At 73.9% G+C, this 15,706-nt stretch carries 15 protein-coding genes and 1 riboswitch; of the genes, 6 read left to right on the forward strand and 9 right to left on the reverse strand.

Features of this window, described 5'->3' with window-relative positions; translation table 11 throughout:
• Positions 1-2 precede the first annotated feature (2 nt).
• The 4 genes from pknB to thiO form a co-directional block, all read right to left on the reverse strand.
• Positions 3-1,937, reverse strand: a complete 1,935-nt coding sequence (gene pknB, locus ACIQMU_RS13640; protein ID WP_352241034.1) for a Stk1 family PASTA domain-containing Ser/Thr kinase — start codon at positions 1,935-1,937, stop codon at positions 3-5.
• 182 nt (positions 1,938-2,119) lie between these two features.
• Positions 2,120-2,914 carry a thiazole synthase gene (locus ACIQMU_RS13645; protein ID WP_352241035.1) on the reverse strand — a complete coding sequence of 265 codons (795 nt, stop codon included), beginning with the start codon at positions 2,912-2,914 and terminating at the stop codon, positions 2,120-2,122.
• A gap of 2 nt (positions 2,915-2,916) precedes the next feature.
• The gene (gene thiS / locus ACIQMU_RS13650; RefSeq protein ID WP_402688894.1) at positions 2,917-3,195 is read right to left on the reverse strand and encodes a sulfur carrier protein ThiS; all 279 of its coding nucleotides are present in this window, start codon (positions 3,193-3,195) and stop codon (positions 2,917-2,919) included.
• A complete protein-coding gene (thiO, locus tag ACIQMU_RS13655; protein ID WP_352241037.1) occupies positions 3,192-4,373 on the reverse strand; it encodes a glycine oxidase ThiO in 1,182 nt (393 codons plus the stop codon). Before thiO ends, thiS begins: the two co-directional genes overlap by 4 nt.
• Positions 4,371-4,483: riboswitch (TPP riboswitch) on the reverse strand. It overlaps the preceding gene by 3 nt.
• Before the next feature lie 116 nt (positions 4,484-4,599).
• Here thiO and ACIQMU_RS13660 point away from each other — a divergent pair.
• The 6 genes from ACIQMU_RS13660 to ACIQMU_RS13685 all read left to right on the forward strand — a co-directional run bounded on the left by ACIQMU_RS13660 (position 4,600) and on the right by ACIQMU_RS13685 (position 9,461).
• Positions 4,600-4,986: a hypothetical protein gene (locus tag ACIQMU_RS13660; RefSeq protein WP_352241038.1), complete on the forward strand. Its 387-nt coding sequence runs from the start codon at positions 4,600-4,602 to the stop codon at positions 4,984-4,986.
• A 9-nt stretch (positions 4,987-4,995) separates the two neighbouring features.
• On the forward strand, positions 4,996-6,237 hold the full coding sequence (locus ACIQMU_RS13665) for an FAD-dependent oxidoreductase (protein ID WP_352241039.1): 1,242 nt from the start codon (positions 4,996-4,998) through the stop codon (positions 6,235-6,237).
• An 83-nt stretch (positions 6,238-6,320) separates the two neighbouring features.
• The gene (locus tag ACIQMU_RS13670; protein WP_352241040.1) at positions 6,321-6,686 is read left to right on the forward strand and encodes an Rv2175c family DNA-binding protein; all 366 of its coding nucleotides are present in this window, start codon (positions 6,321-6,323) and stop codon (positions 6,684-6,686) included.
• A gap of 76 nt (positions 6,687-6,762) precedes the next feature.
• Positions 6,763-7,413 carry a thiamine phosphate synthase gene (thiE, locus tag ACIQMU_RS13675; RefSeq protein ID WP_402688895.1) on the forward strand — a complete coding sequence of 217 codons (651 nt, stop codon included), beginning with the start codon at positions 6,763-6,765 and terminating at the stop codon, positions 7,411-7,413.
• Between the two features lie 181 nt (positions 7,414-7,594).
• On the forward strand, positions 7,595-8,512 hold the full coding sequence (metF, locus tag ACIQMU_RS13680) for a methylenetetrahydrofolate reductase [NAD(P)H] (RefSeq protein WP_352241042.1): 918 nt from the start codon (positions 7,595-7,597) through the stop codon (positions 8,510-8,512).
• Between the two features lie 49 nt (positions 8,513-8,561).
• A complete protein-coding gene (locus tag ACIQMU_RS13685; RefSeq protein ID WP_402688896.1) occupies positions 8,562-9,461 on the forward strand; it encodes a hypothetical protein in 900 nt (299 codons plus the stop codon).
• Positions 9,462-9,542: 81 nt separating this feature from the next.
• Here the strand turns inward: ACIQMU_RS13685 and ACIQMU_RS13690 are convergent, their stop codons facing one another.
• The 5 genes from ACIQMU_RS13690 to ACIQMU_RS13710 all read right to left on the reverse strand — a co-directional run bounded on the left by ACIQMU_RS13690 (position 9,543) and on the right by ACIQMU_RS13710 (position 15,611).
• Entirely contained in the window at positions 9,543-11,057 is a 1,515-nt protein-coding gene (locus ACIQMU_RS13690) for a phytoene desaturase family protein (protein ID WP_402688897.1), read from the reverse strand.
• A 31-nt stretch (positions 11,058-11,088) separates the two neighbouring features.
• The gene (locus ACIQMU_RS13695; protein WP_402688898.1) at positions 11,089-11,706 is read right to left on the reverse strand and encodes a DUF4126 domain-containing protein; all 618 of its coding nucleotides are present in this window, start codon (positions 11,704-11,706) and stop codon (positions 11,089-11,091) included.
• A gap of 386 nt (positions 11,707-12,092) precedes the next feature.
• Positions 12,093-12,704 carry a TetR/AcrR family transcriptional regulator gene (locus ACIQMU_RS13700; RefSeq protein ID WP_352241046.1) on the reverse strand — a complete coding sequence of 204 codons (612 nt, stop codon included), beginning with the start codon at positions 12,702-12,704 and terminating at the stop codon, positions 12,093-12,095.
• Between the two features lie 77 nt (positions 12,705-12,781).
• Positions 12,782-14,869 carry a YhgE/Pip domain-containing protein gene (locus ACIQMU_RS13705; protein ID WP_352241047.1) on the reverse strand — a complete coding sequence of 696 codons (2,088 nt, stop codon included), beginning with the start codon at positions 14,867-14,869 and terminating at the stop codon, positions 12,782-12,784.
• Positions 14,841-15,611, reverse strand: a complete 771-nt coding sequence (locus tag ACIQMU_RS13710; RefSeq protein WP_402688899.1) for an ATP-binding cassette domain-containing protein — start codon at positions 15,609-15,611, stop codon at positions 14,841-14,843. Before ACIQMU_RS13710 ends, ACIQMU_RS13705 begins: the two co-directional genes overlap by 29 nt.
• Positions 15,612-15,706: the final 95 nt, after the last annotated feature.

Consider the following 15,706-nt stretch of genomic DNA (forward strand, 5'->3'; position numbering starts at 1 on the left):
TCCTAGAACCCCTTGGTCTTGATGGTGATCGTGGACCCCTCGGGCGCCTGCTCGCCGCCGTCCACGGACTGGCTCGCGATGGTGTCGCCGAAGGAGAGGAACGGCCGGTCGACCTTCACGTCGAAGCCCGCCTCCTCCAGTGTGCTCCTCGCCTCGTCGACGTCCCGGCCGGTGACGTCCGGGACGTCCAGCATCCGGGGCCCCTTGGAGACGGTCAGCTGGACCGTGTCGCCCTCGGCGGCCTCGGCTCCCTCGCCGGGGGACTGCTCGGCGACGTCCCCCGCGGCCTCGGAGGAGTGGACCCGGCCGGGCAGCACCTCGGCCTCCAGCCCCTCGGCCGTCAGCTCGGCGGTGGCGTCCTCGGCCGACAGCCCGGTCACGTCCGGAACGTCGACGGGAGCGCCCTTGCTGACCACGAGCGCCACGGCGGTGTCCGGGGCGCGGTCGGTGCCGGCGCGGGGCTCCGTGCGGATGACCTCGCCGCGGGCCGCGTCCTCGCTGAACTCCCGGGTCACCATCCCCGGGGCCAGCCCCACCTTCTTCAGGGAGCGCCGGGCGTCCGCCAGGGAATCGCCCGCGACGTCGGGCACCCGCACGATCTCCGGACCGCGCGAGACGACGAGCCGCACCGAGCCGTTGCCCCGGATCCGCTCGCCCGAGGCGGGGTCGCTGCTCACGACCGAGCCCCGCTCGACGCTGTCGCTGAAGGCCCGGTCCACGCCCTTCAGCCCGAGCCCGGCCTTCGAGAGCCGCTGCTCGGCGGCCTGCTGGGTCTGCCCCAGCAGCGAGGGCACCCGGGTGAACTGGCCGGAGTTGATGTACCAGACGCCCGTCCCGATGCCCAGCGTCAGCAGTACGGCGGTGAGCACCGCGATCAGCTTGCGGTGGGGCCCGCCGAACGGGCCGCGCCGGCCGGTCCCGCGCGGGGAGGCCGGTCCCGCCGGCGGCATCTCCAGGCGGCTGGTGCGGTGCACGACACCGCCCTCGCCGCCACCGTCCGCCGGGAGGGCCCGCGCGATCACGCTCGTACGGTCCTCCGCGCCGTCATGGGTGTCCGACAGGGCCTGCGGCGGTACGGCGTCCAGCTCGGCGTCGGTCAGCCCGGCGCGCGCCTCCCGCGCCTCGGCCAGCAGCAGCACCGCGTCGTGCGGACGGATCTCGGGACTGCGGGCGGTCGCGCTCGCCACCAGGCTGTCCAGCGCGACCGGGAGCCCCGGCACGGCCGCGGACGGGGCCGGGACGTCGGAGTTGAGGTGCTGGTAGATGACCTGGGCGGCGTTCTCGCCGGTGTGCGGCTTGGCGCCGGTCAGCATCTCGTACAGAACGACCCCGCAGGCGTACACGTCGCTGCGGGTGTCGGCGGTGCCGTGCTCGATCTGCTCGGGGGCCAGATACGACACCGTGCCCAGCAGCGAGCCGGTGGTGTCGGTGGCCGTGCCGACCGCCCTGACCAGGCCGAAGTCGGCGACCTTCACCCGGCCGTCGTCCCCTATCAGGACGTTCTCCGGCTTCATGTCGCGGTGCACGAACCCCGCCCGGTGCGCGGCGCCGAGCGCGGCGAGGACCGGCTCCAGGATGTCCAGCGCCGCCCGGGGCTGGAGTGCCCCGCGCTCGCGCAGCACATCGCGCAGGGTGCAGCCCGCCACGTACTCCATCGCGAGATAGACGTACGCGCCCTGGGCCCCCTGGTCGAAGACCGCGACGACATTGGGGTGCGCGAGGCGGGCCACCGACTTGGCCTCGCGGATGAAGCGCTCGACGAACGAGACGTCGGTGGCGAGCGCCGGGTGCATCACCTTGAGGGCGAGCACCCGGTCCAGACGGGTGTCCACGGCCCGGTAGACCGTGGCCATCCCGCCGACGGCGATGCGCGCCTCAACGCGATACCGGCCGTCGAGCAGCTGCCCGACGAGAGGGTCCTGGAGGGTCGTGTCCACCCGGAGAGTCTACGAGCCGCCACCGACACCCCGAACGGGCCGGGGCGTTCCCGGGGCCGTTCTGCAGCCGAGCCGTGACAGGGACACGCCCCGGGGCCGGTCGCCGGCCCGGTGGCGGCGGCTGCCGCCCGCGCCCTCGGCCCCGCGGGCCGCGGCCGTGGGGCGGGGGCACGGGCGGCGGCTCAGAAGGCCGGGCGCTCCGGATCGAGCACCGCCCGCCCGGCCACCGGGGACGACGCCTCGGCGAAATGGCGGCGCGGAATGCGCCCCGCCCGGTACGCGAGCCGCCCGCCCTCCACCGCGTGCCGCATCGCCGAGGCCATCAGCTCCGGCTCCTGGGCCCGGGTCACCGCCGAGGCGAGCATCACAGCGGCGCACCCCAGCTCCATCGCCTGCGCCGCGTCCGAGGCGGTCCCGGCCCCGGCATCGAGGATCACCGGCACTCCGGCCCGCTCGACGATCAGCTCGAAGTTGTGCGGGTTGCGGATGCCGAGCCCGGAACCGATGGGGGAGCCCAGCGGCATGATCGCCGCGCACCCCACGTCCTCCAGCTTCCGGGCGAGCACCGGGTCGTCGTTGGTGTACGGCAGTACGGTGAACCCCTCGTCGACCAGGACCTCGGCCGCGTCCAGCAGCTCGATCGGGTCGGGCAGGAGGGTCCGCTCGTCGGCTATCACCTCCAGCTTGATCCAGTCGGTGCCGAGCGCCTCCCTGGCCAGCCGGGCGGTCAGCACCGCCTCGCCCGCGGTGAAGCAGCCCGCCGTGTTCGGCAGGACCTGGATGGAGAGCCGCTCCAGCACCGAGAGCACCGAGCCCCGCACGGACGCGTCCAGCCGGCGCATCGCGACCGTGGTCAGCTCGGTGCCCGAGGCGATCAGGGACCGCTCCAGCACCTCCAGGCTCGGGGCCCCGCCGGTGCCCATGATCAGCCGTGAGGCGAACGTGGCGGGCCCCAGCGCGAAGACGTCGTCCGACATGGTCAGCCCCCCTGCACGGCGGTCAGGACCTCGACGCGGTCGCCCTCGCGGAGCGTCGTGGCGGCCCACCGGCCGCGCGGGACGACGCTCTCGTTGAGGGCGGCGGCGACCCCGGAGCGGGCCGGGGTCAGCGTCGCGACGAGGGTGTGCAGGTCCGTCCCCGCGGGAACGGACCGGGGCTCCCCGTTCACCGAGACGGAGACGGAGGCCCCGGCAGGCGCGGGCGCGGGGGCGAGGGCGGGCTCGGGCGCGGGCTCCGGCGCGGTGGGCTGCTGGGTCATACGGGCTGCTCCTGGAGTACGGGGGCGGCGGGTGCGAAACGGCCGGGGGCGAAGGGGCGGGCCGCCTCGGGCAGCTCGCCGGTGGTCAGGGCGTCGGCCATCGCGTCCCCGGTGAGGGGGGTCAGCAGGACGCCGTTGCGGTGGTGGCCGGTGGCGAGCAGCAGGCCGGGCAGGGCGGTCGGCCCGAGCAGCGGGGCGTTGTCGGGCGTCGCGGGACGCAGGCCGGCCCGGGTCTCGGTGAGGGGCAGCTCGGTGATGCCGGGCACCAGCTCGTGGGCGTCGCGCAGCAGCTCGTAGACCCCGCCGGCGGTGACCGTGGTGTCCCAGCCCATCTCCTCGCTGGTGGCGCCGACGACCAGCTCGCCGTTCTCGCGCGGCACGAGGTAGAGGTGGCCGCCCCGGACCACGGCGCGCACGGTGCGGCTCAGGAAGGGGGCGTACGCCCGGGGCACGGTGAGCCGGAGGACCTGGCCCTTGACCGGGCGGACCGGCGGCACCAGCTGCGGCGGGAGCCCCGCGAGCCGGCCGCTGAGGCTGCCCGCCGCGAGGACGACCTGACCGGCCGCGAACTCCGTGCCGTCGCCGAGCAGCGCCCCGGCGGCCCGGCCCCCGGCGACGGTGAGCCGCTCGGCGGTCGTCCGGCGGAACGCCACCCCGGCCCGCTCGCAGGCGGTCAGCAGCGCCGCGGCGAGCCGACGCGGATCCACCTGGTGGTCGCCGTCGACCCGGAGGCCGCCCCGGACGCCCGGGGCCAGCATCGGCTCCAGGCGGCGGCACTCACGGCCGCTCAGCCAGACCGACTCCAGACCCGAACGCTCCTGGAGGGCGTGCAGTTCGCGCAGATGGGCACGGTCGTCGGAGTCCAGGGCGACGGCGAGCGTGCCGCAGGCGCGGAAGCCGGTGTCCCGGCCGCTCGCCTCCTCCAGCTCGGCCACGAACGCCGGATAGCGGGCAGCGGAGGCGAGGTTGAGCCCGAGCAGCAGCTGCTCGCCGTAGTGCAGCTCGGTGACGGCGGCCAGCATCCCCGCCGCGACCTGGGCCGCGCCGCCGCCCGGTTCCGGGTCCGCCACGGTGACGCGCAGCCCGCGCTGGGCGGCCCGCCACGCGGTGACCAGGCCGATGATTCCGCCCCCGATGACGAGGACGTCGGATCCGGAGGTGTTCCCCGAGACGCGCATGGGTGTCCAGCCCCTCCCTTCGCCGGCATGACCCGGAGCAGGTTCGTACGGTCGGAGGCCGTCCAGCCTCCCTCTCAGCCCGGTGCGTCCGGGCTCCCGCGAGTGTTCTACCTTGGCCAGCCTAGAGCCTGTCGTCAACCTGCCGTCCGCCGGGCGGCGGCGGCCTGTCGACGAAGGGCCCGACCCACTCGTCCACGGCCGGCAGGCCGGTAAGGGAGCAGCCACCATGGCCCGTTCGCTCGACGGACTCGTCCTCGCGCCGGTCGCCGACCAGGCTCCCGGCCAGGTCGGGACCCGCACCCGTTTCACGTACCACGAGCGGGACGGCCGGATCTGGGCCGACTACGCGGGCGGCGACGTGGTCCGCGGCCATCTCGTCGGCACCCGGGACGGGGACGCGCTGGACTTCCGCTACGTGCAGCTCAAGCAGGACGGCACGACCGCGTCCGGGCACTGCCTCTCCACGGTCGTCGACCTCGCGGACGGCCGGGTGCGGCTGGAGGAGCGATGGACGTGGGAGTCGCGGGAGGGCGGCGGCACCAGCGTGGTGGAACAGCTCTCCCCCCGAGCCGCTTCCCGCGACCCACTGCCTGACGGGACGTCAGTTGATTAAGGTGGACAGGTGAGCGAGCAGACACAGCAGCGGACGGCGCGGCGGACACGGCACGCCGTGGTCGTCGGAGCGGGCATGGCGGGCGTGCAGAGCGCCGTGGCCCTGCGCGAGGCGGGCTTCACCGGGTCCGTCACCCTCATCGGGGCCGAGCCCCACCAGCCTTACGACCGCCCGCCCCTGTCCAAGGCCGTGCTGCTGGGCAAGGCCGAGGACTCCGCCTTCGACATCGACTTCGAGGCGCTGGACATCACCCTGCGCCTCGGCCTGGACGTCACCGCCCTGCGCGCCGCCGACCAGGTGCTGGACACGGCCGACGGGCCCGTCCCCTACGACGCCCTGATCCTGGCGACCGGCGCCGAGCCCATGACCCTGCCCGGCGCCGACGGCGTGCCCGGCGTCCACCTGCTGCGCACCCTCGACGACGCCGCCCGGCTGCGGCCCGTCCTGGACCGGCGGCACGACGTGGTCGTCGTCGGGGCGGGCTGGATCGGCGCGGAGTTCGCCACCGCGGCCCGTGCCGCGGGCTGCGCGGTCACCGTCGTCGAGGCCGCCGCCCGCCCGCTCGCGGGCGCCCTGCCCGCCGAGGTGGCCGCACCGATGGCCGACTGGTATGCCGACAGCGGCGCCGAACTGCTCACCGAGGCCCGGGTCGACCGGGTCGAGGAGGGGGCCGTGATCCTGGCGGACGGCCGCGTCCTGCCCGCCGGAGCCGTGGTCGTCGGCATCGGCGCCCGCCCCGCCACCGGCTGGCTGGCCGGCTCCGGGGTCGCGCTCGGCCCGGACGGCTCGGTCACCGCCGACAGCGCGCTGCGCACCTCGCTGCCCGGTGTGTACGCGGTCGGGGACTGCGCCTCCTTCCCCTCCGCCCGCTACGGAACACGTCTGCTGGTCCACCACTGGGACAACGCCCTCCAGGGCCCGCGCACCGCGGCCGCCGCGATCATGGCCGCACAGGACGGCGGACCGCTCCCCGTCTACGACCCCGTCCCGTACTTCTGGTCCGAGCAGTTCGGCCGCTTCGTGCAGTACGCCGGCCACCACGCGGACGCCGACACCCTGCTGTGGCGCGGCGACGGGGCGGCCGACACCTGGTCCGTGTGCTGGCTGCGCGACGGCGCGCTGGCCGCCGTGCTCGCCGTGGGCCGCCCGCGCGACCTCGCCCAGGGCCGCAGGCTCATCGAGTCGGGAGCCGTCCTCGACCCGGAGAGGGCGGCCGACCCCGCCGTACCGCTGAAGTCCGCCGCCCTGTGACGGTGGCGGGGCCCGCCGGGCCGGCCCCCCGTACGGTCGGGCCCGGCTACCGGCTGTCGGTCCGGGATGGCACGCTTGTCCCTGTGACCGAGATTGACGCAAAGACCGATGCTCTCGTCCCCGCCTGGCTCCACCTTCCCGACATCGCGGAAATGCTCGATGTCCAGGTGACGCGTGTACGGCAGCTGGTCAGGGATGGCCAGCTCATCGCCGTACGCCGTGGTGAGAACCGGGCCCTTCAGGTGCCCGCCGCCTTCATCGACGGCGACAAGGTGGTCAAGGGCCTCGCCGGCACCCTGACCCTCCTGAGGGACGACGGCTATTCCGACGAAGAGATGCTGGAGTGGCTCTTCACCCCCGACCCGACCCTGCCCGGCACCCCCGCGCAGGCGCTGAGCGAGAATCGCGGTACGGAGGTGAAGCGCCGCGCCCAGGCGCTCGCCGTCTGACCGACACGACAGGAAGCGGAGTACGGGCCGCCCGGCGCGGCCCGTGCACCGTCACGACCACGGGGGAGTTCCACCGATGTCCACGCCTCGCGAGCAGTTGTCCGGCGCCCGGCTCTATCTCTGCACGGACGCCCGCAAGCGGCAGGGTGACCTCCCCGCCTTCCTGGACGCCGTGCTCGCCGGGGGAGTCGACATCGTCCAGCTCCGGGACAAGGGCATGGAGGCCGCCGAGGAGCTGGAACACCTCGCCGTCCTCGCCGACGCCTGCCGCCGGCACGGCAAGCTCCTCGCGGTGAACGACCGGGCCGACGTCGCCCACGCCATCGGCGCCGACGTCCTGCACCTCGGACAGGGGGATCTCCCGGTCCCCGCCGCCCGCGCGGTCATCGGCGACGAACGGCTCGTCGGCCGCTCCACGCACGCCGAGGCCGAGGTCGACGCGGCCGCCGCCCAGGACGGTGTCGACTACTTCTGCACCGGCCCCTGCTGGCCCACCCCCACCAAGCCCGGCCGGCACGCCCCCGGCCTCGGCCTCGTGCGCTACGCCGCCTCCCTCGGCGGGCCGCGGCCCTGGTTCGCCATCGGCGGGATCGACGCGGGCAATCTGGACCAGGTGCTGGACGCCGGCGCCCGCCGTGTCGTCGTCGTCCGGGCGATCACCGAGGCCGACGACCCCGCCGCCGCCACCGCCGACCTGGCACGACGCCTCCGGGCGCACCCGCTCTGACGCCACGCGCGCCCGCCCGCCCGCCGGCCGATGAGGGACGCCTCCGGCGCGCGTTCCGAGGGATGGACGGATGAGGGACGTCTCCGGCACTCGTTCCGAGGGATGGACAACAGTCCGGCAAAACGAGACAAGTTTCCCGCTCTGGTTGGGGGAGCGCCCGCCCGCTGGTTAACCTCCCCTCATGGCCCTTGGCACTCCTTCCACCAGGACGGATCACGCGCGTACCGTGCGTGACCTGCTGGCGACCGGCAAGACGTCGTACTCCTTCGAGTTCTGGGCGCCCAAGACGGAGAAAGGTGAGCGGAACCTCTGGAACGCGCTGCGCCGGGTCGAGGCGGTCCGTCCCAGCTTCGTCTCGGTGACGTACGGAGCCGGCGGCTCCACCCGCGCCGGGACGGTCCGGGCCACCCAGCAGATCGCCGCCGACTCCACCCTCACCCCGGTCGCCCACCTCACCGCGGTGAACCACTCCGTGGCCGAGCTGCGCAACATGGTCGGCCAGTACGCCGACGCGGGCATCAGGAACATCCTCGCGGTCCGCGGTGACCCGCCGGGCGACCCGATGGGCGAGTGGGTGGAGCACCCGCAGGGCGTGAAGTACGCCGCCGACCTCGTCCGCCTCATCAAGGAGTCGGGAGACTTCTGCGTCGGCGTCGCGGCATTCCCCGAAATGCACCCCCGGTCCTCCGACTGGGAGACGGACATCGGTCATTTCGTGGACAAGTGCCGGGCGGGCGCCGATTATGCGATCACCCAGATGTTCTTCCGGCCGGAGGACTATCTCCGGATGCGTGACCGTGTGGTCGCCGCCGGTTGCGAAACGCCGGTGATTCCCGAGGTCATGCCCCTCACGAGCGTGAAGCAACTGGAAAAGTTCCCCCAGCTCAGCAACGCGACCGTGCCCGCGTCGCTGAAAGAGCGCATCCTCGCGGCCAAGGACGATCCGGCCGCTGTACGCTCCATTGGCATCGAGTTCGCAACGGAGTTCTGCGCGAAGCTGCTGGCCGAAGGTGTGCCCGGACTGCACTTCATCACGCTCAACAACTCGACGGCGACGCTCGAAATCTACGAGAAACTCGGACTGCACAAGCAGTCGTGACCGGTCGTACCCGCCGCCGACGCGGCTACGGCCGCAGGAGGGGGCGGGCGTGGGCTGGACGGTCCTCTACATCGCATTCGGTCTGGTGGCGCTGTGGCTGCTCGGCGAGGTGCTGTTGCAGTACAAGGCGCGACTGCGGTGGCGGCTCCTCGCCTTCTCCGGCTTTCTCGGCGTGGTCGTCGGGGTGCTGCTGGCCTCCGTCCCGGTCATCGTCGTGGGGACGCTCGCCTTCGCCACCGGCCAGGCGTTCGTGACGCTGTCCTTCCGGCGCGGCTTCTCCACCGGCTGGGCCATCGGGGGCAACCCGGGCGAGAGCCGCCGGCGCAGGGGCGGCGGCGAGGGCGCCGCCGTGAAGGAACCCACGCTGGAGGTCTCGGACCTGGAGGTCGCCGGCCCCGGCTACGACCGGCCCCCGTCCGTCCCGCCCGCGCCGGTCCACGAACCGCGGCCGACGCCCGACGACACCGGCCGGTACGGCGTGTACGGGGACGCCGCCTTCGACGGCGACGGCGCGCACCAGGACCACGGCCACGAGGCCGGCGCCCCGGCCCAGCCGCAGTACGCCGCCCACGACCCGCACTCCGGCTACGACCAGCAGCCGTCCCAGGACCCCTACGCGGGAACGTACGACTACGGCACCGGCCGGCAGAGCTACGCCGCCTACTCCGACCCGTACATCGGCACCACCGCCGGAGCCCCCTCCTACGGTGGCGACGACGCCTACGGCGACGGCTACGGCAGCCAGGGCGGGCAGCAGGGCTACGCCGACCCGTACGCCCAGAGCTACGGCGCGGAGGCGTACGGCGCGGACACCCCGCCCGGCGGCGTATGGGTCCCGCACCAGCGCGACGCCGAGCAGTACCCCCCGATGCCGCCGGAACAGCCCGCGGGGCCCGCTCCGTACGGCAACGGCTACGACACCGGCCAGAACGAGCAGTACCGCTACTGAGCCGCGCCGCCGCCGGGAGCAGACTCCCGGCGGCGCCCCCGGGGCGGTCCCGCGGCGTACCCGGCGGCAGTCGCTCCCGGCTCAGCGGGAACCGCGGAAGCCGTCGCCCTCCACGACGAGTCCGGCCACCAGCGTCCCCGACATCCCGGCGTGCGCCAGCCCGCCGCCCGGATGGGACCAGCCGCCCGCGAGATACAGGCCCGGCAGCCGGGTGAGGTTGCCCGGGTGCAGGTACGCGCCCGCAGCCCCGGCCAGCGCGGGCGGCGGCACCGCACCGCCCTCGGCCCCGGTCTCCGTCTCGGTCTCCGCGGGCGTGCGGACCGCGGTGTGCAGGATCCGCTCCCGCAGCCGGGGCACGGCCGCCGCCGCCCGCTCCACCACGACGCCGGCGAACCGCCGCCGCACCTCCGCGTCCCGCCAGTCGACCGGCCCCTGGGGGGCCACCGTCGCGGTGAGCGTCACCGCCTCGTGCTCCGCGTCCGGGCGGGTCGCCGGATCGTCGGGGCGCAGCACCGTCACCGTGGGGCTCCCGGCGACCCGGCCGCCGAACACCGCCTCCTGCTCCGCCGCCCCGTCGGCGCTGTGCACCACGCTCCGGTGCACCGCGTCCGCCTCCCGGCCCCCGCGCAGCGACAGCAGCACCGTGAACCGGCCCGCCGCGCCCGCGCCGGAGCCCGCCCGGACCGGCACAACGCCCGCGCCGCCCACCCGCTGACCCGGCACCAGGCCCGGACGCGGCCGGACCCCGAGCACCACCCGGTCGGCCTCGGCCACCTCACCGCCCGCCAACTCCACGCCCGCCGCCCGCCCGTCCTTCTCGACGACCCGGAGCACCTCGGCCCCGAAGACGAACTCCACCCGGCGGGCCAGGCACCGCTCGTACACCGCCCGCGCCAGCTCGCGCATCCCGCCCATCACGTACCAGCTGCCGAAGGTCTGCTCCATGTACGGCAGCAGCGCGGCGCTCGCCGGGGCGGTGCGGGGGTCGAGGCCGTGGGACAGGGCGTACCCGTCGAGCAGCGCGGCGAGCCGGGCGTCCGCCAGCTCCCAGGCGCCGATCTGCGCGAGCGTGCCCGCCCGCCGGGCTCCGCGCAGCAGGCGCCGCTGCCGCACCGCCGGATACGGATCGCGCCCGAGCACCTGGTGGTCCGCCCGCAGGGGCTCCTCCAGGAGCGGTCGCCGCGACCGGTCCCAGGCGTCCCGGGCCCGGTCCATGAAGTCACTCCAGCGGGCCCCGGCGCCCGCGCCGAGGGCGCCGTCCAGGGCGGTGGCCGCCCCGGCCCGGGTCGCGTTGGGCAGGGACACCGCCGTGCCGTCCGCGAAGAGATGGCGGCTCGCCGGATCCACCTGGGTCAGCGTCACGCACTGCTCCAGCGGCTCCTTGCCGGTCTTGACGAACAGGTCCCGCTGGACGGCTGGGAGATGGAGCAGCCCGGGCCCCGTGTCGAAGACGAAGCCCTCGTGCGCATGGCGGCCGACCGAGCCGCCGTAGCTCGCGGACCGCTCGTACACCGTCACCCTGTCGCCGGCCACGGCGAGCCGGGCGGCCGCCGCCATCGCGCCGGTCCCGGCGCCGATCACCGCAATTCGTGCCATGCCGGTGACCCTATCGACCGGCCCGTGCGGTTCAGCCGGGAGGCCAGGGCCCACCCGCCGCGGCCAGGCGTTTCTCCTCGCGTCGCTGGGCCCTGCGGCGCAGGAAGCGGCGAATCCGGGAGGCGAGGAAGAGCACAGTGACGATGCCGAGGGCCAGCAGCACGGCCGCGATCACGGCCGCCGCCACCGGGTTGAATACGGCGAAGGTGATGACCCCGGCGACCCCGAGGTCCTCGGCGATGCTCATCCCCACGTTGCTGAAGGGCTCCGGCGAGGTGTTGACCGCCATCCGCGTCCCGGCCTTCACCAGATGGCTCATCAGGGCCGTGGACCCGCCGATCGCTCCGGCCGCCAGCTCCGGCAGCGATCCGCTCTCGCCGGCCAGCAGCGCGGCCACCACCGCCCCGGTCACCGGCCGGATCACGGTGTGCGCCGTGTCCCAGACCGAGTCCACGTACGGGATCTTGTCCGCCACCGCCTCGCAGAGGAACAGCACACCGGCCACGATCAGGACGTCGGTGCGCTGAAGGGCGGCGGGTACCTCGTCCGACACGCCGGTCGCGCCGAACAGGCCGAGCAGCAGGACCACCGCGTACGCGTTGATCCCGCTCGCCCAGCCGCTTGTGAACACCAGGGGGATTATCGACACGCAGGCGATCGTAGCGACGCCGCACCGATCCCGGGCGGGGCCCGGCGCCGCCCCTGAGTACCCGTACTCAGGGGCGGAGATGAGTAGTTACGCGGATAGGCCCCCACCTGCGCGGACGGCAGAGTGGTGATCACGGAAGGGGCGCTGCGCCAGGACCGCCGGCACGGGGCGGCGGAACGGTGCGGTTCCCCCGACGCAACGGGGGTGCGCGACGGAGACCCGGGGACCACGGGGGACACACGGGGTCACGGGAACGGGTTTCCGGCAGCACGCAAGACGCCGGTCCGGCGGAGTTCGCGGGGGGATGCGAACTCCGACGGCCGGCGTCTTCGGCTTTCCCGCTCGATCCCGAAGACACGCCTCGGGCCCGGCGGGCTCCGGCCGCGTCAGTGGCCGCTGACCCGCCCGTGCAGCAGCAGCGACAGCGCCGAGTGGACCTCGTCGATCGAGCGCTCCGGCTGGAACGCCTGCCAGTCCAGCGCCGCCACCAGCACCATCCCGACCAGCGCGGCGGCCGTCAGCGGGATGTCGATCTCCTCGCTCAGCTCACCGCTGTCCACCGCGTCCCGCAGCACGTCCTCGACGACCGCGACGGCCTCCTGGCGTACCACCAGCAGCGTCGACTGCCAGGCGCGGTTGGTGCGCCACAGCTCGGCCACGTACAGCTGGGTGAAGGCCGGGTAGCGGTCGATGAAGGCGAGCCCGGCCCGGATCATCGCGTCCAGCGCCTCCACCCGGGTGCCGCCGCGCTCCTCGGACTCCTCGGCGGCGGCCCGCAACGAGGCCGTGAGAAGCCCGACGCCGTGCCGCAGCAGCTCCTCGAACAGCTCGGTCTTGCTCTTGAAGTTGTAATAGACCGTGCCCTTGGCGACCCCGGCCCGCTCGGCGATCTCGTCGACGGTGGTCGCCGAGAAGCCCTTCTCGGCGATGAGCGTCACCGCCGCCTCGTAGAGCTTCTGCCTGGTGGCCTGGCGGCGCGTGGTGCCACTGCTTTCCATGAGGCCGATTCTTCCAGGCCCCGGCGCACTCACCGCCCCGGCTCCCGGCGCGTGTGCCGGCCCGGTTCCCGGCGCGCTCACAGGCTCAGCTCCGGGTGCAGCCGGCTCAGGCTCCACACCTGCTTGCGGCGCGCGGTCAGGGCGGTCAGGGCGAGCGCGCCGACGGTGAAGGCCCCCAGCACCGCACAGCCCAGCCACACCGGGCCGAGGGGCCCGCCGGTGATCAGCCTGCGCAGCCCCTCGACGACGTACGTCATGGGGAGGTACGGGTGGATCGCGCCGAAGAAGCCGGGGCTGGTCTGGACGGGGTAGGTGCCCCCGGCCGAGGTCAGCTGGAGCATCAGCACCACCAGCACCAGGATGCGTCCGGCCGCCCCGAAGCAGGCGTTCAGCCACTGCACGATCGCGGCGAAGCAGCAGGTCACCAGGGCCAGGAAGCCGATCGTTCCGGCGGCGTGGACCATCTGGAGGCCGAGGCCCCAGTGCAGGACGGCCATCAGGGCGCCGACCTGGAGCGTGCCGATGGCGGCGACCGGGAGCCACCCGGCGAGCGCGATCCGCCAGGACGAGGCCCCGGCGGCGAGCGCCCGCCGGTTGAGCGGCTGGATCAGCATGTACGCCACCATCGCGCCGACCCACAGGGACAGCGGGATGAAGTACGGGGCGAAGCCGGTGCCGTAGTTGGGCGCCTCGTGCAGCGACTTGGAGGCCAGCTGGACGGGGTCGGCCATGACGTCGGTCCGCGCGTCGCGGTCCTTCTTGTCGTAGTCCGGGATCTTGTCCACGCCGTCGTTGAGGCCCCGGGCCAGCTCTGCCGAGCCGTCGCCGAGCCGGAAGAGCCCGCCGTCCAGGTTCTCCGCGCCGGTCTTCAGCTTGCCGACGCCGGTGTCCAGGTCGCTGGAGCCGGTCTGCGCGCCGCCGAGTCCGGTGTGCAGCGCCTGCGCGCCCTTGGCGACCTTGTGGGCGCCGGTGTTCAGTTCATTCACCTCGGCTACTGCCGACGCCAGGTCGTCGTCCAGCGTCGGCGCGCGCTTCGCGAGGCCGTCGGCCTGCTTCTGGAAGGCGGCCAGCTGGGTGCTCAGCTTCTTCAGGTCGCCGCTCTGGTTCGTGACCAGGGCGTTCACATCGGCGGCTGTCTTCGCGACGTCGACGGCCGTGACCTTCGCCCGTTCCAGCGGGGCGCAGACCGCGGCGTCGGGCTCCTCGGCCTCCTCGCACCGGGTGCGGTGGATCTCGGTCAGCTCGTCGGCGGACTCCTTGGCGTCGGCGGCCGCGGTGGGCGCGCTCTTCACCAGCAGATCGAGGTTGTGCCGTACGTTCCCGGAGTTGTCGGCGACCAGCCGGGCCGTGTCGCCGATGGACTTCCCGTTGTCCTGGAAGAAGGGGCGCACGTCACCGGCGATCCTGTTGACCTTGTCGGCCAGGACCTGGGTGCCGCCGGCCACCCGGGCGGAGCCCGTGGCGAGATCGCGCGAGCCCTGGTTCAGCTTCACGATCCCGTCGGAGAGCTTCTTGCTGCCCGCCTTGGAGTCCTTGAGGCCCTCCGCGAGGTCCTTGGAGCCCTGCTTCGCCTTCGAGATGCCGCCCTTGAGGTCGTCGGCGCCCTTGGCCGCCTCGGCGGTCTTGTCGTGCAGATCGGAGAAGTTGATGAAGATGCGGTCCAGGAAGCCCCGGGAGGCGTTCGTGGAGGCGGCGTTGCGCACCTCTCCGAAGACCGTTTTGGAGATCTGCCCGACGATGTAGTTGTTCGCGTCGTTCGTCCGCACCTGGAGTGCGCCGGTCTCGGGGGAGTCCCCGCCGCTGGACGCGATCTTCTCGCTGAAGTCGGACGGCATGGTCAAGGAGAGGTAGTACGTGCCCTCCTCGACGCCCTTCTCGGCCTCGGCGGAGCTCACCTCGTGCCAGGCGAACACCTTGGAGTCGAGCAGCTTCTCGCTGATCTCGTCCCCCGCCGCGACGCGCTTCCCGTCGCTGGTGGCGCCCTTGTCGTCGTTGACCAGGGCGACGGGCAGCTTGTCGAGCTTTCCGTACGGGTCCCAGAAGGAGCACAGGTACAGGGCGCCGTAGAGCAGCGGCAGGAGCAGCAGGGCCACCAGCGCGGCGGCCGGAAGCTTCCCCCTGCCGAACCGCTTCAGCTCAAGCGCGGCCAGTTTCGGGATGCGCATCGACCGTCTCCTCGTCGGTGGTGGGGGAGGTGGTGTCGGGGGAGGGCGCGGGCGCGGTGCGCACGACGTGGGTGTTCTCCGGGGCCTCGCTGCACACGGCGAGCACGGTGGTCCCGGCATCGGCCACGGAGCGCAGCAGGGCCCAGGCCAGGGCCCGTTCGGCATCCGAGAGCTTGAGGTCGGCGTCGTCCACGGCGAGCAGTCGCGGCTTGCCGATCAGGGCGAGCGCGACGGACAGCCGCAGCGCCTCCAGCCGCTCCAGGTCCCGCACCGAGGTGCGCTCCGACTTCGGCAGCGTGGCGAGGTCGAGGCCCGCGGCGTCAAGAGCCTCGTCGATCCTGGCCGCGGACGCCGCCCGGCGTTCGGCGCGCGGGCGCAGCAGGGTGCGCAGGGAGGCGCCGTAGCGGCCCTGGAGCTGGGCGCGTTCGTTCAGGTGCTCGGCGACCGTGAAGGCCGGATCCAGTTCGCTGACCGCGGGGACCGGCCCCAGGGCGGCGATCCGGCGGACTGCGGCGGCCTGCCCGGGGAGCCGGAGTCCGCCGGTCTCCGCGTGGCCCTCGGTGGTGCGCATCCGGCCGGTCAGGGCGAGCAGCAGGCAGGTGCGGCCCGACCCGGACGGTCCTTCGACGGCCACCAGTGATCCTGGCTCGGCGCTGAACGTCACGTTCCGGAAGACCCGGCCGCGCGGTCCCTCCAGTCCCAAGTCCTCGGCGCTGACCGCCGCGCCGTGCGGGCTCTCCACAGACCCTCCCTGATTTAGACTGACCAGTCAGTGCAAAAATAGTCCGAACTCGCACTCGGAGCAAAACGGCAGGTCAGGGCGGTATGCGGGCCGAT

It is taken from the genome of Streptomyces sp. NPDC091649 (assembly GCF_044756785.1).
In the GTDB taxonomy this organism is placed as follows: Bacteria; Actinomycetota; Actinomycetes; order Streptomycetales; family Streptomycetaceae; genus Streptomyces.